Source organism: Desulfomicrobium apsheronum (genome assembly GCF_900114115.1).
GTDB classification, from domain to species: Bacteria; Desulfobacterota; Desulfovibrionia; order Desulfovibrionales; family Desulfomicrobiaceae; genus Desulfomicrobium; species Desulfomicrobium apsheronum.
On the sequence record NZ_FORX01000021.1, the window covers coordinates 19,568 to 44,356 of the forward strand.

Genomic DNA, 24,789 nt, shown 5'->3' on the forward strand with positions numbered 1-24,789 from the left:
AAAGATGCCGGGATTGATGCGGGGAAGAAAACCTTGCCAAAGGGCTGGGGGGGACTTAGAAACCATGGTCCTGTTCAACGAGCACGGGAGGTGTCCATGACGGAGCGGGTGCACAAGATCATAACGGACCATGCGCATGAAGGCGCCGTGCTGCGCAAGACTTTTTTTGCCGACAATGCCGCCCAAGTGGCGGAAGTGGCCCGGGCCATGGCTCTCAGCCTCACGGCCGGCGGAAAGATCCTTTTTTGCGGCAATGGCGGCAGCGCCGCCGATGCGCAGCATTTCGCGGCCGAGCTGGTCAACCGCTTCATGATGGAACGGCCTCCGTTGCCAGCCATCGCCCTGACCACGGATACCTCGGCCCTGACCGCTATCGGCAACGACTATTCGTTCGACCGGATTTTCAGCAAGCAGGTCCAGGCCCTGGGTCGCCCCGGGGACGTGCTGATCGGCATCTCCACCTCGGGTCGCAGCGCCAACGTCAACGAGGCGCTGCGCGTAGGTCTGGAGAACGGGCTGGTCACGGTGGGTCTTGGCGGAGGAGGCGGCGGAGCCATGCTCGCCCACTGTCATCACGCCCTCATCGTGCCGGACACCCGGACGCCTCTGGTCCAGGAAATTCACGGAGCCATCGGCCACCTTCTGTGCGGTCTGGTGGACTATTATCTGTTTGAAGCGGTTGCGGAACTCGAACCTTTTCTGGGTTCGGAGCAACCATAAGGAGGAAGCATGCCCATCTTCGAATATGTCTGCAATTCCTGTCACAAGGAATTCGAGGAAATCGTTCTCGGCGGGGAGCAACCCGTCTGTCCAGCCTGCGGCGCCGCGGACACGACCAAGCTCATTTCGCGTGGCGTGTTCCGGACCGGAGGCCCCATCGTCATGGGCTCTCCCTCTGCCAGCGCCATCACCACCAGAGGCAAGAGCGGTTGCGGTACCTGCTCCGGCGGCAATTGTTCCAGCTGCGGCTAAAATCCTAAGGATCCATTCTTGATGAACACCATTCGCATCGCCACCCGTGGCAGCAAGCTGGCCCTGTGGCAGGCTCATCACATTTCAGGTCTGCTTCGTGCCCAATATCCGGGCATGACCGTCGAGCTCAACATCATTAAGACCAAGGGCGACAAGATCCTCGATGTGCCCCTGGCCAAGATCGGCGGCAAGGGCCTTTTCGTGAAGGAAATCGAGGAAGCCCTCCTGGCCGGCGAGGCCGACATCGCCGTGCATTCCATGAAGGACGTGCCAGCCCAGCTGCCCGACGGCCTCAAGCTCGGCATCATCCCAGAACGCGAGGTGCCTACCGACTCCTTCCTGAGCGTCAACTACCCTGACATCGCGTCGCTTCCGGCCGGAGCCCGGGTCGGGACCAGCAGCCTGCGCCGCCAGACCCAGCTCATGGGCCTGCGCCGGGACCTGTGCATCCTGTCCCTGCGCGGCAATCTGGACACGCGGGTGGGCAAGCTCATGGCCGATGAATTCGACGCCATCATCGTGGCCACGGCGGGCATGAATCGTCTTGAACTTTCCGCTCCGCACATGCAGGAGCTGGCCCCGCCCATGTTCTATCCGGCAGTGGCCCAAGGGGCTCTGGGCATCGAATACCGCGCCGACCGTCCGCAGCTGGACGAGCTCCTGGCCTTTCTGGATCATGCGCCCTCCAAGATCTGCGTGCAGGCGGAACGGTCCTTCCTGTTCGGCCTGGACGGAGGCTGCCAGGTGCCCATCGCCGGCTACGCGACCCTCAGCGGCTCGCAGGTTACCCTCACGGGCCTGGTGGCCGACCTTTGCGGCGAGCGGGTCATCCGCCGTCAGGCAACGGCTCCGGCAGACGCCGCCGTCGCTCTTGGTGCGGACGTGGCCAAGGCCGTGCTGGCCGATGGCGGCAAGGAGATTCTGGACGAGGTCTACCGGAGCGGCGCGGCGGTCTGAGACGAATCCTGATCCGGAGTGCAACGAAAAAGGGCAGGCGGTTTATCCGCCCGCCCTTTTGACATTTCGGATACGGTCATGGCTGACCGGGGCTATTCTCCGCTGTGCACGCCGGCCGCCGAGAACGTGGCCATGTCGGTGTAGAGGTTGGCCGCGCTGCGCAGGATGAAGACGGCCATGGCCGCGCCGGTGCCTTCGCCGAGGCGCATGTCCAGGTGCAGGAGCGGGCTGGCGTCCAGGCTCTTCATGACGGCGGCGAAACCGGGTTCCGCCGAGGCGTGGGAAAAGAAGGCGTATTCGGCCACCTGCGGGCAGATGGCGCGAGCCGCGACATAGGCGCTGGACGAGATGAAGCCGTCGATGATCAGAGGCATGCCAAGGCTCGCTCCGCCAAGGATCAAGCCAGCCAGGGTCGCGATTTCAAATCCTCCAAGGCAGGCCAGGATATCGATGGGGTCGGCCTTGGCGATGGTGGGGGCATGCAGGGCCAGGGACTTTTCGATGACCGCTATCTTGTGGCGCATCCCTTCGGCTCCAAGGCCCGTGCCGGGGCCGGTGATGACGGCGGGAGTCAGGCCCAGAAAAGCGCAGAAGAGGGCCGTGGCCGGGGTCGTGTTGGCGATGCCCATCTCTCCGGTGCCGAGGGTCACGATGCCGTCCGCGTGCGCGGCCCTGGCCAGAGCGATTCCGTTTTCAAGGGCTTTTACGCATTCCTCTCGGCTCATGGCCGCTTCCGTGCTCAGGTCCCGGGTGCCGGGCGCGACCTTGCACTGGACAAGGGCCGGGTGATCAGGAAACCTGTCGCCCAGGCAACCCGCGTCCACGACCTTGAGGTCCACTCCCGCAGTGCGGGTCAGCACGTTGATGGCCGCGCCGTTCATGACGAAATTGGTGACCATCTGCCGCGTCACTTCCTGGGGAAAAAGGCTCACGCCCTGGGCGGCTACCCCGTGATCCCCGGCGCATGTGTAGATGCGGGCCGGGTCGACACTGGGCGCTTCGCCACCGGCCATGGCCACCAGGCGGCAGGCGATACGCTCCAGGACACCGAGGCTGCCCTTGGGTTTTGTCTGGGAATCGAGGTGGGCCTGGGCTTTTTGGAAGTATGCGCGGTCAAGGGGGCGGATCTTGGCGATGGTGGACTGAAGCATGGATATGAAGCCTCCGGAATTTCACGTTATTTTGATGCGAATTGTCGCGTTCAAAGGGCTACAGGATGGAGAAAACGATGACAAGAAAGGATTTGAAAGACCACGGGCCCATTTTGGTCAGCGCCTGTCTGCTTGGGATATATTGCCGTTATGACGGACGCTGCGAGACGGACGAGAGGGTCATGGCCCTGTCCAGGGATCATGTTCTGATCCCTGTCTGCCCGGAACAGCTGGGTGGTCTGCCCACGCCGCGTTCGGCCGTGGAGCTGCTCGACGGCCGGGCCGTGACCAGGGACGGGGCCGACCTGACCGAAGCCTTCGAACGCGGGGTCCTGCAGGTAGAGCGAGTGGCCCGGCTGACCGGGGCCCGGGCGGCCGTTTTACAGCCGCGCTCGCCGAGCTGCGGGCGGGGCATCATTTATGATGGCACCTTTTCCAGCCGACGCATCGAGGGAGACGGCGCCCTGACGCAGTATCTGCGGGCGCAGGGTTTTTTGCTGCTCGTGCCCGACGAACTTGATTGACTCGGGATCTTTTCTTTTGTCGTGGATGAATTACCAATATTGATGATTCATCCGCATGAATGGAGGGCGCAATGACAAACACGGCAAACAGACGCGAATTCACGCGTCAGCGAAAAGAGATCAGGGTGCGGTACAGCCTGCTCGGCAGCGAGGAATACAGCGATGCCCAGCTCGTGGACGTGAGCGAAGGGGGGCTTTGCATGGAAGCCAGTGCGCCGCTCAGGACCGGCACCCAGATTTATGTCCAGCTCTTGAACATCAATCCCGAAATATCGGGATTGGCCGCGCACAGGACCTCGCATGGCAGGGTGCGCTGGACCAGGGATTTGGGCTGCTTGGAACAAACCCGTTTCGGGATCGGGGTGCAGTACACGCATCCTGTCTGTCACTGATGAACGCAAACAGGAAGAAGCATGTCCGCATTTGAACAGGAGCTTGAGGCGACCGGGGAATTGTTGAAGAATGAGAAAATTTCCAAGGAATTGGCGCGGGCCCATGTCAGATCCCTGGCCTGGTTCAGACAGAACCTGGCCGAGCTTGAAGCGGCTGGCTGGAGCGTTGCCGAGCTGTACCGCATCGGGACCCTGTCGTTTCCCTATTCGGAGTGGGGGCCGGGCTGGTTGACCTTGTGGAACAATGAAAAATGTTCGCCCCGACTGGGCCGTCGGGGCGAGATAGAGTTCGTCCTGCACGAGGCGGGTGGGGACGTTGTTCAGTCCTGCCGTCTCGACAGAAGTTATTTGTCCTGACTATTCTGCCTGGCCCAGGGTCTGGTTGCCCGTCGGCGCCGGGTCCACTTCCGGCTGGGGTTCCAGGGCGCGTTCCTGCACAGCTTCCGCCGTCCTGACCAGAAGATCTCCGGCCTTGGCCACGCCGGCCAGTGAGCCTGGGTCATCCAGGCTTCGGCGATACACCCATTGCGCCATGTAGATCAGCTCAGAGGCGTCCATGCCCTGCGGGTTCGAAGCGCTGACGATGGCTTGCAGGAGGCGCTGGCGCGAGATCTCGCGGGTCTGGATGGTGGTCTTGATGCGGGCGCTGGCCTCGTTTCTGGCCGAGATGGATGCCTCCTCCCCCTGCATGTTCCAGAAGGCCAGGTGCGCCTGGCTGACACTCTCCATATCCTCAAGATATTTCGTGACCAAAAGCCGGATCGAGTCCGTTCTGGCCAGGGTGCTTATGGTCTGGCCGATGGTTTTCAGCCGCGTCGCCAGCAGCGTCAGCATTTCCTTGCGCTGCGCCTCGCTCACGACGGCCATCTGTCCTGAAGGAAGGGTGTAGGTGGTAGATTGCAGAGCCCGCTCCAGGCTGTCCAGAAAGAGCGGCGTGTATGCCGCGTGCAGGAAATCGAGCACCGGCTCTTTCAGCACGTGGGTGAAGATGACCTTGCGCGCTCCCAGCGTATCGGCTGGATCGACGTTCAATCCGTTGAAATCGACTCCGTAGCGGATGTTCACGGACTTGACGTTGAGGTCGAAACGTCCCTCGGCTCCCGGATTCTTCTTGGTCCCGCCAGGCAGATAGCGGGCGACCAGATAGCTGCTTAAGTCCTCGATGAAGTCATGGCGAACGATCTCGTCGGCCGGGAAGGCGGGCGTGGTGGCGTTGCCTTCGGCGGTGGCGTTGTCTTCAGGTCCGGTGACGGTCGCGTTGACGGGTTCCTGCACGGCAACCACGGGGGCCGGCTGTCCTGTGCCGACCTGCCAGCGCTGCGGGGCCACTTCCGTGGCGACCGGTTTCGGGAAAAAACGGTCGCGGTTCTGCATGAACCAGTAGCCGCCGGCCAGGGCCAGAATGAAAGCGATGGCGAGAATTCGTTTCATGAGCTTCTATGCCTTTGTGGCGCAGTTAAACATGGATTGGGGTTGTCCGGTGGATTCCATGACCGATCTCCAGTAATTGGAGTAGATGTTGAGTTTGCGCCGCTTGGCGGTGACCAGATCCAGGGGCAGGTAGAGGTAGCGCTCCTGCAGTTTGGACACAACCATCCCGGTCTTGCCGGCCATGGCCGCGTGTACGGCATGTTGTCCGAGGAAGCCGCAGTAGATGCGGTCGTTGGAGTTGGCCGGGATGGAGCGGATGATGTAGCTGGGGTCGATGTATTTGAGGGTGTAGGGAAAGTCCGTGGTCGCGAAGAATTTTTTTATTTCCGAGCGCAGCACATCGCAGATGTCGCCCAGGATGGGGTTGCCCGAGAGATCGACCTGGTTGTCGATCCGGCACAAGTCCTGACCGGCCCCTTCGGCCACGACGATGACCGCGTGCTGTCGCTGCTCCAGGCGGGTTTTGAGCTGAACCAGAAAGCCGTCCGGGCCGTGCAGCTCGAAAGGCGCTTCGGGAACCAGCACGAAATTGACCTCTTTCAAGGCCAGGCTGGCCTGGGCCGCGATAAAACCCGACTCCCGGCCCATGAGCTTGACCATGCCGATGCCGCCGGGCGCTCCCAGGGCTTCGATGTGGGCGCAGCGGATGGCCTCGGTGGCTTTTTCCACGGCCGTGTCGAAGCCAAAAGAGCGGGTCACAAAGTTGATGTCGTTGTCGATGGTCTTGGGGATGCCGATGACCGAGATCTTGAGGCCCCGCCGCAGCACTTCCTGGGTCACGGAGCTGGCAGCTTTCATGGTGCCATCGCCGCCGATCATGAACAGGACCGAGATGTTCATGCGCTCCAGCGCGTCCACGATCTCTTCCGGAGCCTGGGGCCCGCGCGAGGAGGACAGGATGGTGCCGCCGAATTCGTGGATGTCGCGGACGCTGTCCGGGGTCAGTTCCATGATGTCGTGCTTGTATTTGGGGATGAAGCCCTGCAGGCCGTAGCGGATTCCGTAGATCCCGGAGATGTGGTAATTGTGGTGGGCGCTCATGACGATGGCCCTGATCACGTCGTTGATGCCCGGGCACAGCCCGCCACAGGTCACGATGGCGCATTTGGTCTTGGGCGGGTCGAAATAGATTTGTTGCCTGGGTCCCGCCTCCTCGAATTCATAGACGGTTTTTGACGTCGCTCCGTCGAGGATTTCACTGGAGAGATAAAGGGGCATCTTGGAACTGTCGTCGATATGGTGGCAGTAGGGCAAGGGATTGTCGACCCTGCATGGTCCAAGGGTGGGGACGGAAGTATCGATGCTTGGCGCGTTGCCCATTGCGTCTCCATGAGGTTGCGTTCTTGAAAAGGGCACTGAAATGAGAAAAGCTTCCTGTTTGTTAAGCCAGGGTGGCCTAAAAAACAAGAAGCGCGGCGAGTTGTAATAATTCAGGAGGAGCGCGCGGTCTTGAATGCGGGGATGATGTCGGCCAGGGCCGCGTCAAGGCCCGGAAAGGCGAATTCGAATCCAAGGCGCACAAGTGCCTCGGGCTGGCAGCGCTGACCGGTCAGGAGCATGCCGGCCGCCTCCCCGAGGGCCAGGCGCAGCGCGAAGGAGGGTACGGGAAGAATGGCCGGGCGGCCCAGGCTCTTTGCCAGGCTTTGGGTGAAACGCGCGTTGGTCACGGGTTCCGGGGCGCAGGCGTTGAACGGGCCCGAGGCTTCATGCGTTTCCAGCAGAAAGCTCATGACCCGCGTCAGATCGTTTATGTGAATCCAGGAGAACCACTGCCGCCCGTGTCCAATCCTGCCGCCAAGGCCCAGGGAGAAGGGCGTGATCATCTTGTCCAGCGCGCCGCCATGGCCAAGAACGACCGAGATGCGCGGGATGACCACCCTGTGTCCGAACTCCTGGGCATGCAGGGCCTCGGCCTGCCAGGCCTTGCAGACCTCGGCCAGGAAGCCGTTGCCGCGCGGGGTTTCCTCGGTGCAGACGGCGTCTCCGGCGTCGCCGTAAAAGCCTATGGCGTTGGCGCAGAGCAGGGTCTTGCCCGTGGTGCGGGCCAGGGCATCGACAATGTGCCGCGTGCTCAGGACCCTTGATTGCAGGACGGCTTCCTTGCCGGCCTTGTTCCAGCGGGTCATGACCGGGCTTCCGGCCAAGTTGACCACCGCGTCGTGCTCGCCGACCAGATCCTGCCAGGGGCCCGGCGTGACCGGATCGGCGGTCACAACGCGAATCGGAGGGGAAAACCTGGCCTTTCCGGAGCGGGCGGCCACGGTAACCTCGTGGCCGCGCTCGGCGAGATGGGGCACAAGGTGCGCCCCCACGAATTCGGTCGCGCCGAAAGCAAGGATCTTCATGGAAACCTCCCGTCCGTTACAGCCCGAAGTGTTTTTGGATGTAGCCCGACATCACCGCCTGTGCGTTTTCGTGACATTCTCCGCAGCCGGTGCCGATCTTGGTCATGTCCTGGAGTTCCGAGAAGCTTCTGACGCCTTCAAGGACGGCGTGCTCGATGTCCTCGTCCGTGACCTGCATGCACTCGCACACGATCTTCGCGCTCTGGGTCTTGATGCGGTCTTCCATGCCGTTCTTGCCGTAATAGTCGTCGATGGCGGCCCTGAGCGCCTTGTCGCCAAGCACCGAGCAGTGCACCTTGTTGTCCGGCAGACCGCCCAGCTCTTTCAGGATATCCTTGGCAGTGATGGCGTAGGCCTGGTCCAGGGTCATGCCGATGACCATCTCGGAGAGGATGGAGGTGCTCGCGATGGCGCTGGCGCAGCCGTATGTCCGCCACTTGCACTCTGTGATGGTCAGGTTCGCGGGGTCGACCTTGATGTAGACGATCATCTCGTCACCGCACTTGATGTTGCCCGTCTGTCCAATGCCGTGAAAGTCCGCCTCGTTGTCCTCGCGCAGAATGTTGCGCGGGTTCATGAAGTGGTCCTTCACCTTGTCCGAATAGGTCCATTTTGACATGTTATTTTCTCCTGTACGCAGTGGACATGGTCCGGATGCGGTCGATGATGATGGGGAGGTGGTGGAGCATGTAGTGCACGTCTTCCAGGGTGTTCTCGCGGCCCAGGCTGATGCGTACGGAGCCGTGGGCGTTTTCCACCGGCACGCCCGTGGCCATGATGACATGGGACGGGTCCAGGGAGCCCGACGCGCAGGCCGATCCCGTGGACACGGCGATGCCGACCAGATCGAGGTAAAGAAGGATGGCTTCGCCCTCGGCCCCGGCAAAGGAGACGCTCAGCGTACCCGGAAGACAGTGCTCGGGGTGGCCCATGAAGAGCGCGTCCGGGATGGCTTCGGCGATGCCGGCCTTCAGGATGTTCTTGAGCTCAAGCAGGCGTTTTTCCTCTTCTTCCATTTCAATTCCGCGCAGTTCCATGGCCTTGCCCATGCCGATGATGCCCAGGGAATTTTCCGTGCCCGCGCGGCGGCCGCCTTCCTGGTGTCCGCCCAGGATGAGCGGGCAGTAGGGCGCGCCCTTCTTGACGTACAGGGCTCCGATGCCCTTGGGGCCGTAAAGCTTGTGGGCGGAGATGGTCAGAAAATCCACGTCCAGGTCGCGCACGTCCACCGGGATCTTGCCCACGGACTGCACCGCGTCGGTGTGAAAAAGGGCTCCGCCCTCATGGGCGATGCGGGCCGCGGCCTTGATGTCCTGGATGGTGCCGATCTCGTTGTTGGCCATCATGATGGAGACCATTCCAACCTTGTCCGTGACGGCCCGGCGCAGTTCCTCAAGGTCGATGCGGCCGTATTTGTCCACGGACAGGTAGGTGATGTCGTGGCTCTTGCGCCCAAGGTCGCGGGCGGTGTTCAGCACGCAGGGGTGTTCGATGACCGTGGTCACCAGGCCGTTGCGTCCGCTCAGCGCGCATGAGCAGCGCGTGCTGTCGCAATGCAGCAGGGACAGGACCGTGTTGTTGGCCTCGGAGCCGCTGCCAACAAAAAGGATTTCGTCGGCATCCGCGCCGATGAAGGACGCGACTTTTTCCCGCGCATCCTCGATCCTTTCCCGCGCCTCGCGGCCGAAACCATGCATGCTGGAAGGGTTCCCAAATATTTCAAGACCCTCGATCAGGGCTTCTTTCACGCCCGGATGCAGAGGAGTGGTGGCATTGTTGTCAAAGTAAACGGTTCTATTTTCCATGGCGGCTCCTTGTTTCGCAAAATTACGATGAAATCTTAATCCCTAATTCGGACCTGTCCACCCCGAAAAGGGGTGAAGAACGCCCGGAGTCGGGGATTTCGGCTCTTCGCCGTCCTCGTACCAGAGTCCGTCTTCCCAGCAAAAGAGCTGGTGCGGATGGAATCCGGCCTTGTACGCCATACGCTCACATCCAGGCACTACATAACCCAGGTAGTAGTGGGCAAGTCCTCGTTTTTTTGTCTCCTCGATCTCGCGCAGCACGCTGAAGATGCCTGGGCTCAGGCTCGACGCGGCGGGATCGAAGACGAAATAGACGGAGCTCAGGCCATCGCTGCCAAGGTCCAGATATCCGGCCCCAAGCAGACGACCGTCATCCTCGTAGCGGGCCAGCAGGTTCGGGCAGGGCGAGGAGTGCAGGTTGGCGATGAATTCATCGAAGGTGCTCTCTTGTCCGAAACGAACCTTGGAATGTACATGATACAGGTCAAAAAGTTCTTTTTCGTAGCGGACCGGGGCGAAACTGACGCCGACATGGCTGCAGCGGCGTAGTACGCGTTTTTGCCCGCGGCTGGGCTGGAATCGCTGCACGGGTATGCGCAGGGGGGTGCAGGCCCGGCAATCCGGGCAGGCGGGACGAAAGAAATAGTGGCCGAATTTGCGCCAGCCCCGGGACAAAAACCAGGAAAGCTCGTCGGCGTTCAGACTGTCGGCAAAGAAGAAGGAATAGACCATGGTTCTGCCCGGCAGATAGGGGCAGGGCGCGGGCGGCGAAAATTCAGGTTGGGAGTAGAGAATCATGGCCGCGCCCAATGCTCCTTGTGCATACCGGACGACATGCGGGATTCGTCCCCATCGATGCCGTCCGGTATGCTCATTGCCGTTCTATTTCGCCGTTTTGGACCAGGAATCACGCAATGTGACGGTCCTGTTGAAGACCGGGCGGCCAGTCCCGTGATCATGGCGGTCCGCGCAGAAAAAGCCCTGCCGCTCGAACTGGAAGCGCGCCTCGGGGGCGGCCTGGATCAGGGATTTTTCAATCTTGCAGTCGGTCAGAACCTCCAGGGAGGAAGCGTTGATCTGGGTCAGGAAATCGGCATCCTTGCCCGGTGATTCCACCGTAAAGAGGCGGTCATAGAGGCGCACCTCGGCCTGTGCGCAGTGCCGGGCGCCGACCCAGTGCAGGGTGCCCTTGACCTTGCGCCCGTCGGGGGCGTCCCCGCCCCGGCTTTCGGGGTCATAGGTGCAGATCACGGCCATGATGGTCCCGTCGGATTTTTTGAGCACATCCTGACAGGTCACCAGATAGGCTCCGCGCAGACGCACCTCGCGACCGGGCGAGAGACGAAAATACTTGCCGGGCGGGTTTTCCATGAAATCCTCGGCTTCAATGAAGATCTCGCGCGAGAAGCCGACCTTCCGGCTGCCCATTTCGGGGTTTTTGGGATGGTTGGCCAGTTCGAAGAACTCTTCCTTGTCTTCGGGGTAGTTCTCGATGATCAGCTTGATCGGCCGCAGCACGGCCATGGCCCGGGGAGCGGCCGCGTCCAGATTCTCGCGCACGCAGTTTTCGAGCACGCCCATGTCCACGCAGCTGTCCGAGCGGCTGACCCCGATGCGCTCGCAGAAGTCCCGGATGGCTGCAGGCGGGAAGCCCCGGCGGCGCAGGCCGGAGATGGTGGGCATGCGCGGATCGTCCCAGCCCGCCACGACGTCGCCATCGACCAGGTTCTTGAGCTTGCGCTTGCTGGTCACGGTATAATTGATGTTCAGGCGGTTGAATTCGTATTGAACGGGACGGCTGGGAACATCGAGCTGGTCGAGGAGCCAGTCGTAGAGGGGCTTGTGGTCCGCGAATTCGAGGGTGCAGATGGAGTGGGTGATGTGCTCCAGCGAATCGGACAGGCCATGGGCGAAGTCGTACATGGGGTAGATGCACCACGCATTTTTCGTGTTCTGGTGCTCCTGATGCAGGATGCGGTACAGGGCCGGGTCGCGCATGTTCATGTTCGGCGAGGCCATGTCTATCTTGGCCCGCAGGATGTGCGCGCCTTCGGGGAATTCCCCGGCGCGCATGCGGGAGAAGAGATCCAGGTTTTCCTCCACGGATCGGTCGCGGTAGGGGCTGTTTTTGCCGGGCTCGGTCAGGGTACCGCGATACAGGCGCGTGTCTTCGGCACAGAGCGAGCAGACGTAGGCCTTGCCCTTGGTGATCAGTTCCACCGCGAAGTCATGAAGACGTTCGAAGTGGTCCGAGGCATGGTAGAGGTGCTCGCCCCAATCGAAGCCGAGCCAGCGCACGTCCTCCTTGATGGAGTTCACATAGACCGGATCTTCCTTGCCCGGGTTGGTGTCGTCGAAGCGCAGGTGGCAGCGTCCGCCGTAGTCGCGCGCCAGGCCGAAGTTCAGGCAGATGGACTTGGCGTGACCGATATGCAGGAACCCGTTGGGCTCGGGGGGAAATCGGGTGCAGACCCGGCCGTCGTTCCTGTTGTTTCTGAGGTCTTCCTCGATGATGGCGCGCAAAAAATTTGAGGGTGCGGATGGCGTGTCCATGGTGATCCTTGAATGCTGCGTGGCGTCTTTGGGGTTATGAGTGTTGATCGCTTACGGTCAGGGGCATGGGCTCACAAGCCCGCCCGTTGATATGGGCCAGGAGCGCGTCGCGGGTGCTCGGAAAGGCCAGCTGGTCCCAGGGTATCTGCTCGCGCGTGAAGAGGGCGAGGTCTTCGGTCTCCTCGCCCGCACTGGGTTCCGCCGTGTCCATGTGGGCGCTGTAGACGATGATGACCGGCGGCCATCCGGCATAGGAGAAGACGCCGACCAGTCCGTCCAGGGTGATGTCGAGATTCACCTCTTCGCGGATTTCGCGGATGGCGGCCAGTTCGACGGGCTCGCCTTCATCCACATACCCTCCGGGCAGGAGCCATTTGTGGGTGTCGTCCGGTCGCTTGCGGCGCAGGAGCAGTATTTTGTCGCCGATCTCGAGGATGACGCAGGTTACGACCTTGGGGTCGAGATAGACCACGCCCGCGCATTTCGAGCAGACCAGGCGGGGCGGCTCGTCCGGGCGCAGGCGTTGCAACTCCAGGGGGGCTCCGCAGGCGGGGCAGAAACGGTAGCGGTCGTGACGGATGGGACCGGCGGTTGTGGTCATGAGTAGGTGTTGGCCCTGATCGTGTGATCCTTGAGTGTTTCGCGGGCGTGTCCCGCGAGGGATTTGGCCGGATACCCGATGCTGATGATGGATTCAACCCGCAAATGGGGGGGGATGTGCAGAATCTCGCGCACGCGGTCCTCGGCCGATCTTTCCTGGTCGTGTGGGCGCAGGCGAATCTGCACCCAGCAGCTGCCAAGCCCCAGGCTCTCACAGGCCAGTTGGAGGATGATGGAGGCGATGGCGCAGTCTTCGATCCAGGTGTCGGCCTTGTCCTCGTTGCCGAGCACGGCCACGCCCAGGGCCGCCTCGCGCAGAAAATGCGCGCCGTGCGGTTTGGCCGTGGACAGGGCTTCAAGGAGGGCTTTGTCCGTGACGAAAATGAATTCCCAGGGATCGAGCCCCCGGGATGACGGCGAGCGCAGCACGGCCTCCTTGAGCTGGGCCAGGATTTCGGGCTCGATGGCTTGCGGAGTGTAGTGGCGGATGCTGCGGCGTTTGCGCAGGATTTCGAGCATGGTTTTTTCTCCCCGGCCGCTCTTTTAAGGATCGGCCATGGTGGTTGTGACCGCACTCCTTGATCAGTGCGGACGCATACCGTATCAAAGCCCTCATTGGGCGGCAATCGCCGAATCCTGGTGCTTTCCAAGGAGGAACAATGGAGGAACAATGGATGGACTGATTCTCGTCTTGACAGCGCTGGCTGGGTGTCTCATGCCGGTCCAGCCGGCCGTTAACGCCGTGACCGCACACCTGATGAGCAGTCCGTACCTGGCCTCGTTCTTTTCATTTTTGACCGGAACGCTGGTCTTGGGCCTTTTGTGCCTGTCCCTGCGCCTGCCCTGGCCCGACGGGAAAATCATGATGAGCCTGCCGTGGTGGGCCTGGACGGCCGGGCCCATGGGGGCCTTCTTCGTGACCATGACCATCGTCGCCGTGCCGCGCCTTGGAGCCATGAGCGTCATGGCTCTCTTGATCGCCGGACAGATGGGCATCTCCCTGGTCCTGGATCATTTCGGGTGGCTTGGAATCCCGGCTCAGCCCATCTCCATGTGGCGGATTCTGGGCGCGATCCTGCTCTTCACCGGCGTGGTGCTGATCCGCAAATTTTAAGGAGCTTGCTTATGAAAACAGTGCTGTTCGTATTCAACGGCGACCCCATGTGCTTTATCCACGTGCTTCTGAACGCGCTCGACATGCACGCCGCCGGGCACGAAGTCCGCGTCGTCATGGAAGGCGCGTCCGTGGCTCTGGCCCCGGCCCTGGTCAAACCCGAGCACCCCCTGGCCAAGCTTTTCGCCAAGGTTCGCGAAGCAGGACTGCTTGACGGCGCATGCAAGGCCTGCTCCGTCAAGCTCGGCGTCGCCGCCGAGGTCGAAGCCGCAGGTGTCGCGCTCATCGGCGACATGAACGGCCATCCGTCCATGCGCTCCTACATGGAAGCGGGATGCCAGGTCATCACGTTTTGATCCGGGACAGCCAGATCGGCCAGGGTGGTGACGCTCCGCTGGTCATCCGGGTCGGTTCGCTCAACCCGGTCAAGCTCGGAGCCATCCGCGAGGTCATGTTGGGGCCTTTCCCCCTGGCCCGGTTCGAGCCCGTGTCCGCTCCCTCCGAGGTGCCGGATCAGCCTCTCGGAATTGAAGAGACCCTGCGCGGAGCAAAGAATCGCGCCAGGAACGCCTTTGCCGGTTGCACCCTGTCCGTGGCCCTGGAATCGGGCCTCATCGAGGTGCCCGGGTCCAATACCGGCTACATGAATCTGACGGCCTGCGCCATTTACGACGGCCGCGAAATGTATCTGGGGCTTGGCCCCGCTTTCGAGCTGCCCCCGGAAGTGACCCGGCTGGTGGTGGTCGAGGGCCTGGAACTTGATCCGGCCGTGCGCCGGGCCGGGCTGACCGAGAACGAGCGTATCGGATATGCCCAAGGCATCATCGGGGTTTTGAGCGGCGGGCGGGTCACGCGCATGGATTACAGCCGGCCGGCGGTGTCCATGGCCCTGGTCCGCATGGGTCTTTAGCCGCTTGGTCCCGCGCCGCGGGTTGTCTACGTCGCCTTGAAAAAAAGGATTTTCGCGTGCATTGTCATGAACTGCGGTCCCGGTTTTTCCCGCGCGCCCAAATTTAGTGGTCAACCTGCAAGAAGCGTTTTGAAACAATCGTAAGTTCAACCATATTGCCAACGAGGAAAATATGTCCCGCTCATATCTGGTCTATCGCTGCAAAGAAGGAGATGTGCTCAAGAAGCCCGAGGCCGTCATCGCCCTTTGGGACGAGGATGTGCCGCGTTTCTCCGAAATCCTGGACGAGGCCACCGCCTCGCATCCCTCAAGGGCTCGCAAGCCGGGAGAATACTGGGAAATCGTGACCAAGGAAAAGGCCGACTCCTATGACTGGGAAAAGGTCGTGGCGCCGGTCAAGAACAAGGACCACGATCCGCTTGGCGACATGTGGAAGGAGCGCGCCAAGATCGAGAAGCTGATGGATGAGGGCGCGAGCCTGGAGCAGGCCCTGGACGTCATGACGCCGTTCAGCCACACGTTTCGTTACGAATCCGAGGCTCCAAAAAATCTTCTTCCCAAGATGGGCGAAGTCGAATCGTAGCATTTTCGGGGCCCGGCGCCCCGTAAAGGAGACGCTCATGCGCTGGATCATTCTGTGCCTGCTTCTCATTCCCCTGCCCGGATTTTGCGGCGGCCCGGCCCTGTCTTCGGGCCAGCTGCTCTACGTGCCCGTGTATTCGCACATCTACACCGGGGACAAGGAGCGGCCGTTCAATCTGGCCGTGACCCTGTCCATCCGCAATACCGATCCGCGCGGAAGTCTCAGGCTGACGGCGGTGGACTATTACGATACCGAAGGGCATTTGGTCCGACACTACCTTGAGGCACCTTTGGAGATGAAGCCGCTGGCCTCGATTCGTTACGTGGTGGCCGAAAAGGACGTCAAGGGCGGTTCGGGAGCCAATTTTCTGGTGCGCTGGGAGGCCCCGGATGCGATCAATGCTCCGGTGGTGGAGTCGGTCATGATCGGAGCCCAGTCGGGACAGGGCATTTCCTTCACTTCCCAGGCGAGGGAAATTCAAGAACACTCACACGATTAGGGAGTACGGATGGAGAACGTGATGGAAGAATTTGAGGCGTTTGTTTCCACGTGGGATTCCTGCGAAGCCAAGGATGCATTTCTGGTTTTCAGACAGGCTCTTGAGGCTGTCGATGGCGTAACCCTTGATTTCAAGGCCCGCCCGGGCATCACCTATTCCCTGCGTGGCGCGCATCCGGACCAGCAGGGACGGGACCTCTTCGCGCTGATCGACGTCATCGACGACGATCCGGAACAGCGCTGGCTTTCGGTCTGCTTTTACGACGATCTGGTCACCGACGAACAGGAGCAGGGCGACTGGGTTCCCGGCGGTCTCATGGGTGAGGATGCCCGTTGCTTCAACGTCGACGAGGCCGACGAGGATCTCGTGACCTATGTGGTCGAGCGTATCCGTGAAGCCGGAGCCGGCGCGGCAAAATAGGGCGGCTGGGCTTTTTGACCGAAGAGGGCGTGTCCTTGCCGGTCAAGGCCCATGACTGGCAGACCTTGAGCGGATCACTGCTTTTATTTTCAGGAGCAGCGCATGGCGTATATTCTGGCCGCCGACATCGGCGGGACAAACAGCCGTTTTGGACTTTTCGCTCATTCGCCGGGCCAGGATCCGGAACTTCTGGAGTCATTTACCGTCCTGACCGACTCGGTCTCTTCCCTTGAGCACTTGCTGCTGCGGATTCGGGAGGGGGGCTTGAGCCTTGATCCCATGGACGCGGATCAGGTCGTCCTGGCCGTGGCCGGACCTGTTCGGGACGGGGTGAGTTGCAGCCTGACCAATGCCTCCTGGGACATCGATCTGCGTGAGTCCACGGGCGGATTACCGTTTGAGCGAACCGTCCTGATCAACGATTTCGTGGCTCAGGCCCTTGGCTGCCGGACCCGCGACGCGGCCGGGTCCTCCATTTCGATACAGAAGGGAGTGCCTCGGTCCGGAGTGGTGGCGGCGGTAGGCCCGGGGACGGGGCTTGGCCTTTGCGCCCTGGCTCCCCTGACCTCCGGCTGTCCTGATTTTCTGGCCTTGCCCTCCGAGGGCGGTCACGCTCCCCTGGCTTTTGTCACCGAACGCGAGTTCGAGTTTCTGCGCTTTCTAAAGGACCGCACCGGCCATTCCCACGCATTCGGCGACATCGTGGTCTCGGGCCGGGGCCTTGTCGCCATGCACCTGTTTCTGACGGGGCGCGACCTGTCCCCGGCGGAGGTGGCCCGGGAGATCGGGCCTGAAAGCGAAACGACTGCCTGGTTCGCGCGGTTCTTCGGCCGCGTGTGCAGGGGCTACGTTCTCAATGTGTTGGCCTGGGGAGGCCTTGACCTGTGCGGCGGGATAGCGGTCAAGAATCCCTTTTTTGCCACTCACCATGAATTTTTGCGCGAATTTTGCGATTGCCCGGCCTATGGGCATCTTCTGGCCGAGGTTCCCGTCCGGCTGATCACCATCCCCGATACGGGCCTGCGCGGCGCGGCCAGCCACGGACGATCGCTCCTAGACGCTGGTATAAAGGACGTCAGCCACATTTTTGTGAGGTAGCAACCTACGAAAGTGTCGGTATTTTTTAAGCTGCCAGTATAAAAATCAATTAGTTGTGACTGGCACAAGAGCTGCTTCAGCCTCCTCAACAGGAGGCTGCCATGCCCGTCATCACAACGCCTTTCGGAGTTCTTGAAACCCTTCCCAGCATCGAGTTTTTTTCGGGCGGCACCGTGCAGTCCTGCATCGCCGCCCGGTCTTGTCCGCTGTTCACACCCCTTGGTTCCCTTGTCCCCCAGTTCACCGCCAGCAGCCTGCGCAAACGCCAGTTGCCGGCCATCTCCTTTCATCCAAACGGCATGCTCCGCAATCTTCCGCTGGAAGAGCAGGTCATGGTCCCGACTCCGCTTGGCATGCTGCCCGCCGAACAGGTCACCTTCTACGATACCGGAGCCGTCAAGCGCGTCTTCCCCTTGAACGGCACCTTGAGCGGTTACTGGACCCAGGAGGACGAGGCCGCCATGGCCACGCCCCTGAACTTGGACACGCCCATCGGATGCGCCCGGGTCAAGCCGGTCTGCGTCTATTTTGGCCCCGAAGGCAATCTGCGCAGCCTGACCCTCTGGCCGGACACGGTGCTCGAAGTGCCCACTCCATTGGGAAACATCGGTGCAAGGTCCGGAGTTTCGTTTTTCGACAGCGGGGTGTTGCGCTCCCTGGAACCGGCCAGTCCCGTGGCCGTGCGGACGCCTCTGGGCGAACTTTTGGCCTTTGACCAGGACGCGGTGGGTATCTGCGGCGATCGAAATTCACTGCGCTTCCGCGAGAATGGAGCCTTGCTTGGCCTGACGACGGCGGCTCACGCTTTCGAGGTGGAGCTGGAAAACGGCCGCAAGCGAACCCTGGCCCCGCCCCTGCGCCGTCACCCCTGTGATGGCGAACGCATGGAGGCGGGCTCCATCACTCTTGATTTCAGCCCCGGACAGGTCAGCTTCACCTTCGCGGATTCCCCGCGCATCAAGGTCAAGACCGAAGGAGTCACGGCTTCCCGATTTTTTCTGCCGCTGCCGTCGCTGTCACCCATGTGCTCCATGGGCGCGGGTAAGTGGTAGATCCCAACGAACCAATCCGCAAAGGAGGAATTGTGAACGTAAGTTGTCTGGAAAAAGTGGTGGAATATGCGTCCATGCCTCTGCATGGGACACTCTCGCGCAAGCTCAGAAAAGGGCTCAAGATTCAGATCAATGAAGGCCGGATCTATGAAAAGGCCGTTCTTTTCCTGGGCTCCGACTTTCTGCGCGTGACCGAGAAGGAAGAGGGAATGTCCGTAAATACCTACTATGGCTGGGAGGAGATCGTTTCCATCCGTACCTACAGTTCGGAACCGGAGGAATAGTCTTAAGGGGGCTTTGCAGCCCCCTGACCGCAGTCTGCCCGGGGTCATGAGCACGCCAGCGGTGGTGGGGAGGGCATTGATCCCTCTTGAGGAAAGCACAGGGTGAGTTCAAAGAGCCCACCTGCTCCTGAATTCAATTTGGTATTTTGGCTGAAATTCTTAAAACTCCGAATCTTTTAATAACTGGGTAGTCCTCCGAATTGCCAATAGGGTCTTGGTGGTATATATCATGGTATCTATCAAAAACGGAGGTTCACCATGCAGACCGCCAAGCTTTTTAACAATGGTCGAAGTCAAGCCGTCAGGCTACCCAAGGAGTTGCGGTTTTCCGGAGAGGACGTGTACGTCAGGAAAATCGGCAACATGGTAATTTTATTGCCCAAGGACGATCCATGGTCGCCACTGGTGAACAGTCTGGACCAGTTTTCTTCCGATTTCATGAACACGAGGGAGCAGCCGCCGCTTGATGCGCGGGAAGAGCTGTGATCACCTATTTACTGGACACGAATATTTGCATTTACGTCATCAAGCGCAGCCCAACGCAGGTGCTGGAGCGTTTTCGGAAGGCTGATGTTTCAAGCATCGGCATTTCGTCCATAACGTTCAGTGAACTGATGTATGGTGCGGCCAAAAGTTCGCGTCCCGAGCAGAATCGGATCGCACTGACGCAATTCGTGGCCCCGCTGGAAATCATGCCCTATGATGACTCGGCTGCAGGGCGGTACGGAGACCTGCGAGCCTGTCTGGAACGGCAAGGCACACCTATCGGCTCGCTGGACATGCTCATCGCCGCCCACGCCCTGGCACTGGATTGTGTTCTGGTGAGCAATAATTTGAAGGAGTTTGTGCGCGTTCCGCACCTGCGAATGGAAAATTGGACGGTGGAATGAGATCAGTGGCACGTTGAAAGCGCACGTTTCCTGCGCGGTGACAAAAATTTGATGTCGTTATCTATCCCGCCATCCGGCGCAATGCCGACAAAAAGCGCGAGCGCAGTTTTTCGCCCAGGAGCGCCCGTTTGACCGGCGGGAGTTTCAGGAATCCGCCGACAAGGGCGCGCATGAACTCCTGGGTGCGGCTCTCTGGATTATCGAAGATGAAGGTCTGGAAGGTGTCGCGTTCCAGTGCCTGGAGCATGACCCGCTCGAAGCTGTCTTCGGGGTGATATACTTTTTGCGGGCGAGGCTTAAGCTTGAGCGCTCCGGTTGGACATTTCAGGGCGCAGACCCCGCAGCCCAGGCACACTTCTTCGATCCGCGCCAGTTTCGCGGGCTTGCGGGACGCGTTGGCGGCTTCCCGTGCGTGCATATCCACGGCGTTGACCGGGCAGGCCTTGGCGCACAGGCCGCAGCCCGTGCACAGGTTTTCGTCCACCACGGCCACGAAGTTCGAGGTGACCAGGATGCCCGTGTATCCGGTCTCCCGCACGCCCTGGAGCAGATTGCAGCAGCAGCCGCAGCAGTGGCAGATGAAGCCGGCGTCGCGGCGGACGTTGTCGGCAGTCAGGGTCAGGCCCTGGTCCCGGGAGCGGGCCAGGATGTCGCGCATCTGCATTTTGTCGATGGGTTTGGCGAAGCCGTTGCGGATCAGGAAGCGCGCGCCGGTGCCCATGGAGGTGCAGGTGTCCATGGGCGTGCGGCAGGGAGCGTGCCCGAGGTGGTGCTTCTCGTGGCGGCAGGAGCACAGGCCGAGTGAAAATTCCGTGTGCTCCTCGATGAGCGCGGAAGCCTTCTCGTAATCCAGAATCTCCACATGTTCACCCAGCGCCTCTTCGTGCGGCAGGGCACGCATGACCGAGGTGGCCTGACCGTCACCGAAATTGGCATGCAGGAAATCCTTGTCTCCGAACATGTAGGCCTGAAAAAGTTCCGCCCAGCGTGCGCGCGGCAGATCCGGCCCGGTGCGCATCATGGTGAATTCGAAGAAGCCGATGACAATGGGGCTGACCATGTACTGGTAGCGCGCGCCGTCCCAGATATCGATGACCAGGCCCTTTGCGCAGAGTCCTTCGATCATGGGGCGCAGGGCGTCTTCGGGTTCGCCAAGCATGCCTGAGATGCGCTCCAAGGTAGAGGGGCGGTAGGGCATGCGCGCGACCAGTTCGGCCTCGGGCCGGGAATACAGCTCTTCCACCAATTGTCTGAAGATCGGTGTCCACGGGGTGCGCACCGGGGCCTGGTCGAGGCGGTGTCCGAGTTTGCGGAAGATGTCCTTGCTTGTGATGTGTCCCATGATGGTCCCTGGTTGCGCGGTTGATGGGCGATGATGCCCCCGCCCCAGCCGGAATTGCAAGCACGAATCCGCTCATTTGCGCCACGCGGCGTTGACAAGCACGTCAGACTGGTTCAAATATTGGTCCTACCAATTTATCGGGTCGTTCGCGGCATGTCCTGCGCGGCCTCCATCGGGAGGATCTCATGTTTGAAGTAGTCGCTTTGTATCTGGCCGTGGGCGCGGTGGCCGGCGTTCTGGCCGGATTGCTGGGCATCGGGGGCGGACTTGTCATCGTGCCCATGCTGGTTTTTTGCATGGAGTTGCAGAACCTGCCCCAGGAGCTGATCATGCATATGGCGCTGGGCACCTCCATGGCCAGCATCATGTTCACCTCGGTTTCGAGCTTCATGGCCCATCATCGCCGGGGCGCGGTGGAGTGGAGCGTGGTCAGGCGCATCGTAGTCGGCATCCTGGTCGGCACGTTCCTCGGAGCCTGGGTGGCCGCGCAGATGAGCACCGGAGCGCTCAAGATATTCTTCGTCATTTTTCTTTACTACGTCTGTTACCAGATGCTCTCCGGGAAGAAACCCAAGCCGTCGCGCGTTATGCCTGGAACGGCGGGGATGTTTGGGGCGGGCAATGTCATCGGGGTGGTTTCGAGCCTGGTCGGCATCGGCGGGGGCACACTTTCCGTGCCGTTCATGGTCTGGCACAACATTCCCATCCACAAGGCCATCGGCACTTCCGCAGCCATCGGCTTTCCCATCGCCGTGGCGGGAACCCTGGGCTACATCGTCAACGGCCTTGGGACCGAAAACCTGCCGCCTTTTTCCCTCGGCTACATATCCATGACGGCGCTGATCTCCATCGCGGTCATGAGCGTCATCACCGCTCCCCTGGGCGTGCGTCTGGCTCACAGCCTGCCCGTGGACAAACTGAAGAGGGTGTTCGCGCTGATCCTCTTTCTGGTCGGCACCAAGATGCTGGTTTCGCTTTTCTAGCCGGGGCGGGGCGGCCGGGTCCTTTGCGGTCCCGGTTTTTTTGCCTGCCGGATGATTGCGTCTTTGACTGATCCGGAACGATTCTTCCATAACGGGGAATCGTTCCGTTTTTTTTGGCCATTTGCCGGGCGCTCTCGGTCGGTTTCAGCCGACCGGGAACTGACGCGTTCGCCTCCGGGACAGTGACGGTTCTACATGTACCAGCGCCAGCTCTGTCCGGCGCGGAACAATTCGCGCAGGGTAAGCGGCCTGTTGCCGGCGATCTTCTTGGCCAGGTAGATGAAGAGGTAGGCTGTCTGGAGGGCATCGCCCAAGGCATCGTGGGCCGTGAAACGGGGCAGTTCGAACTCCCGGGCCAGGTCGGTCAGCACATAGGAGATGCTCAGGTTGTACTGTTCGTAATGCGAGGGCGTGCGCTTCTCGCGCCACAGCATGGCCATGCGCATGGTGTCGAGGCAGGGATTGGCCAGTGGTCGGCCGTGATTCTTTTTGCAGGCCCTGTTCAGGAAGCTCATGTCCAACCCAACGTGGTGGCCGACGATGAGGGTGCCCTTGCAGAATTCGATCAGCCCGGGAAGGACCTCGACCAGGGGCGGGGCCTTGGCGATGGCCTCGGGGGTGATGCGGTGGATGAGGGTGCTTGTCTTGGGGAGCGGAATGCTGGGCCGCACCAGAACGCTGAAGCTTTCGCCCGGCACGATGGCCAGTCCGCGCACACGCACGGCTCCGATGGAGACGATTTCCTCCTTGCGGGCTGAGAGGCCGGTCAGTTCCGTGTCCAGCACCGTGTAGACGTAATCCTCCAGGGGGCGGGTCTGGTCCAGCTGGCGGCATAGACGGTTGTTTTCGTCCAGCGCGGGCAGGCTTGAGCCTTTTTGACCAAGTCCCATCAGGGCGAGCAGACTTTTCGGTGTGGGAAGATTCATGCTCATGCCATGTTCAGCCGGAAGACTTCGCGCAACACTCCGTGCAGCGGGGTGATCACGCCGAAGGCTTCGCGCAGGGTTCTTTTTTCCAGCGCCGAGAGGGTCCCCGGGTCAAGGCGGTTGTCCGGTGGCACGCCCTGCTCCATCTGTTCGAGCTGGTGCATGAGCCGCGAATGCAGCAGGAATTCGAAGGCCTCCCGCGCTTCGTGGAACAAATCGCGCGATAGATGCCCCTCCTGATGCAGCAGTTCAAGCCTGCCAAGGGTGCTCGTTTCCCGGATTCCGTGATAAAGAGCCATGACCCGCGCAAAGTCCATGAAGGGCAGCAGGCCCCTGGTTTTTATGTCCAGGGTGTTCTTGTGGGCTCCATCCTTTTCAACCATGAAATTCTTGAAGAATGTCAGCGGCGGTTTGGAATTCAGGCATTCTGCGGCCAGGTAGCGCAGGAACAGATCTTTGCCGGCGCAGGCGTTGGTGACGTGCAGGCGCAGGTTTTCGGCCAGATCCTTGTGCCCGTAAATGCCCCTGAAATCGAAAAAAACGGAGCTGGCCAGGACGCGCTCGGGTTCGGGCGCGGTGGTCCAGGTGGTGACCCGGTTTTTCCACGCATCAAGCGAGCCTCGCCACTGGGGGTTCGAGGCCATCATGTCGCCAGGGCAGCGCGGAAAGCCGCAGTTTATGAGATGCCCGACCATGCGTTCGGTGAAGGCCGAAAAATAGGTCTCGGCCGCGCGCTCCAGAAAATCCACTCCGCAGTTTTCAGTGACCAGCGCGTTGTCCTGGTCCGTGGCGAAGGTCTGCTCGCGGCGGCCCTCGCTGCCCATGAGCAGGAGGCAGAATTTGACCGGAGGCGGACCCAGTTCGCGCAGCATGAGATCAAGGAGCTTGGACATGATCTGGTCGTTCAGGATTGCGATCATGCGGGTGATGTTGCCCGCTTTGGCGCCTTGCTGGACCAGGGTGCGGATGACCGGGGTGATGCTGTCGTGCAGCGGATAGAGCCCGGGGATGGTGGTGCGCGAGGCGATTTCCCGGAACACGGACATGGGCGAGCGGCCCTGCAGGAGCATGATGTCGTGGGAGCTGATGATGCCTTGCAGCCTGTTGTTGGATTTGACCACGAGATGATGGATGTTCTTGGACATCATGGTCAACAGGGCGTCGAAGCATACCGCTCCGGCGTCGATGCTCTCCACCGGCGTGGTCATGATGGTCTCGGCCGGGGCCTGCAGGTCAAGGCCCAGGGCCATGGCCTTGCGTAGGTCCGTGTCCGTGATGATGCCGCAGATCTCCCCAGAGGGTTCACGGAACAGGAGCGAGCCCGTGTTGTGCCGGATCATTTCCTTGGCCGCGGCCTGGATGCTCAGGCCAAAGGGCACGCTGACGGGTTCGCGGGAGACGAGATCGCCAACGGGATTGCTGAAGAGATGCAGGCTGTGGTCTTCATGAGCCGGGAGGGTCTTGCAGCGCATTTCCTCGAAGGCCTTTGAGAGGAACGTGTCGGCGAAGGATTTGAGGTAGAAGCGCGGGATGCCCGGGTTGAGATGCACGGCTTCGAAAAAACGGTCGCGGGGAATCTTGATGATGAAGGTGTCTTCGACCGTTTCGGCATCCATGGCCGCCTTTTCACCGTTGAAAAGCGACAGTGCGCCAAGGGATGCCCCTTCGGTGCGGATGTCCATGAGAATGCCCTCGTCCTCAAGAAAAAGGCGGATGGCTCCTTTCTGGATCAGGTAGAGGCCGTCGACCTCGCTAATCCCCCGGCGCAGCAGCCGCGTTCCGGCTGGAAAGAAGTCCACCAGGCAGCCTCGGGCAAGACGGACAAGACTCTGCCTCTCCAGTTCGGAAAAGGGCAGAGTGCTCTCAAGAAAGGTGATGATGCTGTCGTATCCCGCAGGCTGAATTCCCGCGTTCATGGCGTTGTCCTTGGGTTGCGGGGCCGGTTTCCCGGCCCCTGT

At 61.0% G+C, this 24,789-nt stretch carries 31 protein-coding genes; 18 read left to right on the plus strand and 13 right to left on the minus strand.

The features are described from left to right. The first annotated feature begins 96 nt into the window (after window positions 1-96). Genes BMZ40_RS16220 through hemC form a run of 3 tightly spaced genes read left to right on the plus strand, consistent with a single transcriptional unit; the run spans window position 97 to window position 1,929 of the window. Window positions 97-720, plus strand: a complete 624-nt coding sequence (locus BMZ40_RS16220; protein WP_092193944.1) for a D-sedoheptulose 7-phosphate isomerase — start codon at window positions 97-99, stop codon at window positions 718-720. A gap of 9 nt (window positions 721-729) precedes the next feature. Beyond that, complete coding sequence (locus BMZ40_RS16225) at window positions 730-972, plus strand: FmdB family zinc ribbon protein (protein ID WP_092378287.1); 243 nt, start codon at window positions 730-732, stop codon at window positions 970-972. A 21-nt stretch (window positions 973-993) separates the two neighbouring features. Further along, window positions 994-1,929, plus strand: coding sequence for a hydroxymethylbilane synthase (gene hemC, locus BMZ40_RS16230; RefSeq protein ID WP_092378290.1), 936 nt, complete (start codon window positions 994-996; stop codon window positions 1,927-1,929). Window positions 1,930-2,021: 92 nt separating this feature from the next. Here hemC and cobT read toward each other — a convergent pair whose 3' ends face one another. After that, window positions 2,022-3,080: a nicotinate-nucleotide--dimethylbenzimidazole phosphoribosyltransferase gene (cobT, locus tag BMZ40_RS16235; protein WP_092378293.1), complete on the minus strand. Its 1,059-nt coding sequence runs from the start codon at window positions 3,078-3,080 to the stop codon at window positions 2,022-2,024. A gap of 77 nt (window positions 3,081-3,157) precedes the next feature. On the opposite strand from cobT, the gene BMZ40_RS16240 reads away from it, so the two are divergent. The 3 genes from BMZ40_RS16240 to BMZ40_RS16250 all read left to right on the plus strand — a co-directional run bounded on the left by BMZ40_RS16240 (window position 3,158) and on the right by BMZ40_RS16250 (window position 4,353). Beyond that, the gene (locus BMZ40_RS16240) at window positions 3,158-3,604 is read left to right on the plus strand and encodes a 2-thiouracil desulfurase family protein (RefSeq protein WP_092378296.1); all 447 of its coding nucleotides are present in this window, start codon (window positions 3,158-3,160) and stop codon (window positions 3,602-3,604) included. A gap of 71 nt (window positions 3,605-3,675) precedes the next feature. Continuing rightward, window positions 3,676-3,996: a PilZ domain-containing protein gene (locus tag BMZ40_RS16245; protein ID WP_177193232.1), complete on the plus strand. Its 321-nt coding sequence runs from the start codon at window positions 3,676-3,678 to the stop codon at window positions 3,994-3,996. Window positions 3,997-4,017: 21 nt separating this feature from the next. Further along, window positions 4,018-4,353, plus strand: coding sequence for a hypothetical protein (locus BMZ40_RS16250; protein WP_092378303.1), 336 nt, complete (start codon window positions 4,018-4,020; stop codon window positions 4,351-4,353). Here the strand turns inward: BMZ40_RS16250 and BMZ40_RS16255 are convergent, their stop codons facing one another. The 9 genes from BMZ40_RS16255 to BMZ40_RS16295 all read right to left on the minus strand — a co-directional run bounded on the left by BMZ40_RS16255 (window position 4,354) and on the right by BMZ40_RS16295 (window position 13,249). Continuing rightward, window positions 4,354-5,427 carry a hypothetical protein gene (locus tag BMZ40_RS16255; RefSeq protein ID WP_092378308.1) on the minus strand — a complete coding sequence of 358 codons (1,074 nt, stop codon included), beginning with the start codon at window positions 5,425-5,427 and terminating at the stop codon, window positions 4,354-4,356. It lies immediately after the preceding gene. 6 nt (window positions 5,428-5,433) lie between these two features. Continuing rightward, window positions 5,434-6,747 (minus strand): ATP-dependent 6-phosphofructokinase, encoded by a 1,314-nt coding sequence (locus BMZ40_RS16260; protein ID WP_092378311.1) that lies wholly within the window; start codon window positions 6,745-6,747, stop codon window positions 5,434-5,436. Window positions 6,748-6,857: 110 nt separating this feature from the next. Beyond that, entirely contained in the window at window positions 6,858-7,772 is a 915-nt protein-coding gene (locus tag BMZ40_RS16265; protein WP_092378314.1) for a TIGR01777 family oxidoreductase, read from the minus strand. Window positions 7,773-7,788: 16 nt separating this feature from the next. Next, on the minus strand, window positions 7,789-8,391 hold the full coding sequence (locus BMZ40_RS16270) for an iron-sulfur cluster assembly scaffold protein (RefSeq protein WP_092378317.1): 603 nt from the start codon (window positions 8,389-8,391) through the stop codon (window positions 7,789-7,791). A 1-nt stretch (window position 8,392) separates the two neighbouring features. After that, the gene (locus tag BMZ40_RS16275) at window positions 8,393-9,577 is read right to left on the minus strand and encodes a cysteine desulfurase family protein (protein ID WP_092378320.1); all 1,185 of its coding nucleotides are present in this window, start codon (window positions 9,575-9,577) and stop codon (window positions 8,393-8,395) included. Between the two features lie 42 nt (window positions 9,578-9,619). Continuing rightward, entirely contained in the window at window positions 9,620-10,375 is a 756-nt protein-coding gene (locus tag BMZ40_RS16280; protein ID WP_092378322.1) for an arginyltransferase, read from the minus strand. Between the two features lie 84 nt (window positions 10,376-10,459). Further along, on the minus strand, window positions 10,460-12,130 hold the full coding sequence (locus tag BMZ40_RS16285) for a glutamine--tRNA ligase/YqeY domain fusion protein (RefSeq protein ID WP_092378325.1): 1,671 nt from the start codon (window positions 12,128-12,130) through the stop codon (window positions 10,460-10,462). 34 nt (window positions 12,131-12,164) lie between these two features. Beyond that, complete coding sequence (locus BMZ40_RS16290) at window positions 12,165-12,731, minus strand: NUDIX hydrolase (RefSeq protein ID WP_092378328.1); 567 nt, start codon at window positions 12,729-12,731, stop codon at window positions 12,165-12,167. Continuing rightward, the gene (locus BMZ40_RS16295) at window positions 12,728-13,249 is read right to left on the minus strand and encodes a nitroreductase family protein (protein ID WP_092378331.1); all 522 of its coding nucleotides are present in this window, start codon (window positions 13,247-13,249) and stop codon (window positions 12,728-12,730) included. Before BMZ40_RS16295 ends, BMZ40_RS16290 begins: the two co-directional genes overlap by 4 nt. A 151-nt stretch (window positions 13,250-13,400) precedes the next feature. Between BMZ40_RS16295 and BMZ40_RS16300 the strand changes: the two genes are divergently transcribed. The 11 genes from BMZ40_RS16300 (at window position 13,401) to vapC (ending at window position 19,580) form a co-directional block, all read left to right on the plus strand. Further along, the gene (locus tag BMZ40_RS16300; protein WP_092378334.1) at window positions 13,401-13,844 is read left to right on the plus strand and encodes a DMT family transporter; all 444 of its coding nucleotides are present in this window, start codon (window positions 13,401-13,403) and stop codon (window positions 13,842-13,844) included. 11 nt (window positions 13,845-13,855) lie between these two features. Then, the gene (locus tag BMZ40_RS16305) at window positions 13,856-14,200 is read left to right on the plus strand and encodes a DsrE family protein (protein ID WP_092378338.1); all 345 of its coding nucleotides are present in this window, start codon (window positions 13,856-13,858) and stop codon (window positions 14,198-14,200) included. Continuing rightward, window positions 14,179-14,754 (plus strand): inosine/xanthosine triphosphatase, encoded by a 576-nt coding sequence (gene yjjX, locus BMZ40_RS16310; protein ID WP_092378342.1) that lies wholly within the window; start codon window positions 14,179-14,181, stop codon window positions 14,752-14,754. Before BMZ40_RS16305 ends, yjjX begins: the two co-directional genes overlap by 22 nt. 172 nt (window positions 14,755-14,926) lie before the next feature. After that, window positions 14,927-15,337: a hypothetical protein gene (locus BMZ40_RS16315; protein ID WP_092378344.1), complete on the plus strand. Its 411-nt coding sequence runs from the start codon at window positions 14,927-14,929 to the stop codon at window positions 15,335-15,337. 37 nt (window positions 15,338-15,374) lie between these two features. Beyond that, on the plus strand, window positions 15,375-15,836 hold the full coding sequence (locus BMZ40_RS16320; protein WP_092378347.1) for a DUF3124 domain-containing protein: 462 nt from the start codon (window positions 15,375-15,377) through the stop codon (window positions 15,834-15,836). A 21-nt stretch (window positions 15,837-15,857) separates the two neighbouring features. Then, complete coding sequence (locus BMZ40_RS16325; protein WP_245751130.1) at window positions 15,858-16,256, plus strand: hypothetical protein; 399 nt, start codon at window positions 15,858-15,860, stop codon at window positions 16,254-16,256. A gap of 102 nt (window positions 16,257-16,358) precedes the next feature. After that, complete coding sequence (locus BMZ40_RS16330) at window positions 16,359-17,354, plus strand: glucokinase (protein ID WP_092378352.1); 996 nt, start codon at window positions 16,359-16,361, stop codon at window positions 17,352-17,354. Between the two features lie 101 nt (window positions 17,355-17,455). Further along, the gene (locus tag BMZ40_RS16335) at window positions 17,456-18,406 is read left to right on the plus strand and encodes a hypothetical protein (RefSeq protein ID WP_092378356.1); all 951 of its coding nucleotides are present in this window, start codon (window positions 17,456-17,458) and stop codon (window positions 18,404-18,406) included. Between the two features lie 32 nt (window positions 18,407-18,438). After that, window positions 18,439-18,690 carry a hypothetical protein gene (locus BMZ40_RS16340; protein WP_092378359.1) on the plus strand — a complete coding sequence of 84 codons (252 nt, stop codon included), beginning with the start codon at window positions 18,439-18,441 and terminating at the stop codon, window positions 18,688-18,690. A gap of 258 nt (window positions 18,691-18,948) precedes the next feature. After that, window positions 18,949-19,176, plus strand: coding sequence for a type II toxin-antitoxin system antitoxin VapB (gene vapB, locus BMZ40_RS16345; RefSeq protein ID WP_092378363.1), 228 nt, complete (start codon window positions 18,949-18,951; stop codon window positions 19,174-19,176). After that, a complete protein-coding gene (gene vapC, locus BMZ40_RS16350) occupies window positions 19,173-19,580 on the plus strand; it encodes a type II toxin-antitoxin system tRNA(fMet)-specific endonuclease VapC (protein ID WP_218143789.1) in 408 nt (135 codons plus the stop codon). The genes vapB and vapC overlap by 4 nt, the downstream gene beginning before the upstream one ends. A gap of 61 nt (window positions 19,581-19,641) precedes the next feature. Here the strand turns inward: vapC and BMZ40_RS16355 are convergent, their stop codons facing one another. Then, complete coding sequence (locus BMZ40_RS16355) at window positions 19,642-20,922, minus strand: ATP-binding protein (RefSeq protein WP_092378366.1); 1,281 nt, start codon at window positions 20,920-20,922, stop codon at window positions 19,642-19,644. A gap of 185 nt (window positions 20,923-21,107) precedes the next feature. Between BMZ40_RS16355 and BMZ40_RS16360 the strand changes: the two genes are divergently transcribed. Further along, window positions 21,108-21,905 (plus strand): sulfite exporter TauE/SafE family protein, encoded by a 798-nt coding sequence (locus tag BMZ40_RS16360; RefSeq protein ID WP_092378369.1) that lies wholly within the window; start codon window positions 21,108-21,110, stop codon window positions 21,903-21,905. 191 nt (window positions 21,906-22,096) lie between these two features. Here BMZ40_RS16360 and BMZ40_RS16365 read toward each other — a convergent pair whose 3' ends face one another. Both BMZ40_RS16365 and BMZ40_RS16370 read right to left on the minus strand, forming a co-directional pair. Next, a complete protein-coding gene (locus BMZ40_RS16365; RefSeq protein WP_092378480.1) occupies window positions 22,097-22,831 on the minus strand; it encodes a 3'-5' exonuclease in 735 nt (244 codons plus the stop codon). 2 nt (window positions 22,832-22,833) lie between these two features. Beyond that, window positions 22,834-24,747, minus strand: a complete 1,914-nt coding sequence (locus tag BMZ40_RS16370) for a DUF294 nucleotidyltransferase-like domain-containing protein (RefSeq protein ID WP_092378372.1) — start codon at window positions 24,745-24,747, stop codon at window positions 22,834-22,836. Between the last annotated feature and the right edge of the window lie 42 nt (window positions 24,748-24,789).

Coding starts and splice junctions, on each gene's coding strand:
- BMZ40_RS16220 (WP_092193944.1), top strand. CDS start 97: ATGACGGAGCGGGTGCACAAGATCATAACGGACCATGCGCATGAAGGC.
- BMZ40_RS16225 (WP_092378287.1), top strand. CDS start 730: ATGCCCATCTTCGAATATGTCTGCAATTCCTGTCACAAGGAATTCGAG.
- hemC (WP_092378290.1), top strand. CDS start 994: ATGAACACCATTCGCATCGCCACCCGTGGCAGCAAGCTGGCCCTGTGG.
- cobT (WP_092378293.1), bottom strand. CDS start 3,080: ATGCTTCAGTCCACCATCGCCAAGATCCGCCCCCTTGACCGCGCATAC.
- BMZ40_RS16240 (WP_092378296.1), top strand. CDS start 3,158: ATGACAAGAAAGGATTTGAAAGACCACGGGCCCATTTTGGTCAGCGCC.
- BMZ40_RS16245 (WP_177193232.1), top strand. CDS start 3,676: ATGACAAACACGGCAAACAGACGCGAATTCACGCGTCAGCGAAAAGAG.
- BMZ40_RS16250 (WP_092378303.1), top strand. CDS start 4,018: ATGTCCGCATTTGAACAGGAGCTTGAGGCGACCGGGGAATTGTTGAAG.
- BMZ40_RS16255 (WP_092378308.1), bottom strand. CDS start 5,427: ATGAAACGAATTCTCGCCATCGCTTTCATTCTGGCCCTGGCCGGCGGC.
- BMZ40_RS16260 (WP_092378311.1), bottom strand. CDS start 6,747: ATGGGCAACGCGCCAAGCATCGATACTTCCGTCCCCACCCTTGGACCA.
- BMZ40_RS16265 (WP_092378314.1), bottom strand. CDS start 7,772: ATGAAGATCCTTGCTTTCGGCGCGACCGAATTCGTGGGGGCGCACCTT.
- BMZ40_RS16270 (WP_092378317.1), bottom strand. CDS start 8,391: ATGTCAAAATGGACCTATTCGGACAAGGTGAAGGACCACTTCATGAAC.
- BMZ40_RS16275 (WP_092378320.1), bottom strand. CDS start 9,577: ATGGAAAATAGAACCGTTTACTTTGACAACAATGCCACCACTCCTCTG.
- BMZ40_RS16280 (WP_092378322.1), bottom strand. CDS start 10,375: ATGATTCTCTACTCCCAACCTGAATTTTCGCCGCCCGCGCCCTGCCCC.
- BMZ40_RS16285 (WP_092378325.1), bottom strand. CDS start 12,130: ATGGACACGCCATCCGCACCCTCAAATTTTTTGCGCGCCATCATCGAG.
- BMZ40_RS16290 (WP_092378328.1), bottom strand. CDS start 12,731: ATGACCACAACCGCCGGTCCCATCCGTCACGACCGCTACCGTTTCTGC.
- BMZ40_RS16295 (WP_092378331.1), bottom strand. CDS start 13,249: ATGCTCGAAATCCTGCGCAAACGCCGCAGCATCCGCCACTACACTCCG.
- BMZ40_RS16300 (WP_092378334.1), top strand. CDS start 13,401: ATGGATGGACTGATTCTCGTCTTGACAGCGCTGGCTGGGTGTCTCATG.
- BMZ40_RS16305 (WP_092378338.1), top strand. CDS start 13,856: ATGAAAACAGTGCTGTTCGTATTCAACGGCGACCCCATGTGCTTTATC.
- yjjX (WP_092378342.1), top strand. CDS start 14,179: ATGCCAGGTCATCACGTTTTGATCCGGGACAGCCAGATCGGCCAGGGT.
- BMZ40_RS16315 (WP_092378344.1), top strand. CDS start 14,927: ATGTCCCGCTCATATCTGGTCTATCGCTGCAAAGAAGGAGATGTGCTC.
- BMZ40_RS16320 (WP_092378347.1), top strand. CDS start 15,375: ATGCGCTGGATCATTCTGTGCCTGCTTCTCATTCCCCTGCCCGGATTT.
- BMZ40_RS16325 (WP_245751130.1), top strand. CDS start 15,858: ATGGAAGAATTTGAGGCGTTTGTTTCCACGTGGGATTCCTGCGAAGCC.
- BMZ40_RS16330 (WP_092378352.1), top strand. CDS start 16,359: ATGGCGTATATTCTGGCCGCCGACATCGGCGGGACAAACAGCCGTTTT.
- BMZ40_RS16335 (WP_092378356.1), top strand. CDS start 17,456: ATGCCCGTCATCACAACGCCTTTCGGAGTTCTTGAAACCCTTCCCAGC.
- vapB (WP_092378363.1), top strand. CDS start 18,949: ATGCAGACCGCCAAGCTTTTTAACAATGGTCGAAGTCAAGCCGTCAGG.
- BMZ40_RS16355 (WP_092378366.1), bottom strand. CDS start 20,922: ATGGGACACATCACAAGCAAGGACATCTTCCGCAAACTCGGACACCGC.
- BMZ40_RS16360 (WP_092378369.1), top strand. CDS start 21,108: ATGTTTGAAGTAGTCGCTTTGTATCTGGCCGTGGGCGCGGTGGCCGGC.
- BMZ40_RS16365 (WP_092378480.1), bottom strand. CDS start 22,831: ATGAATCTTCCCACACCGAAAAGTCTGCTCGCCCTGATGGGACTTGGT.
- BMZ40_RS16370 (WP_092378372.1), bottom strand. CDS start 24,747: ATGAACGCGGGAATTCAGCCTGCGGGATACGACAGCATCATCACCTTT.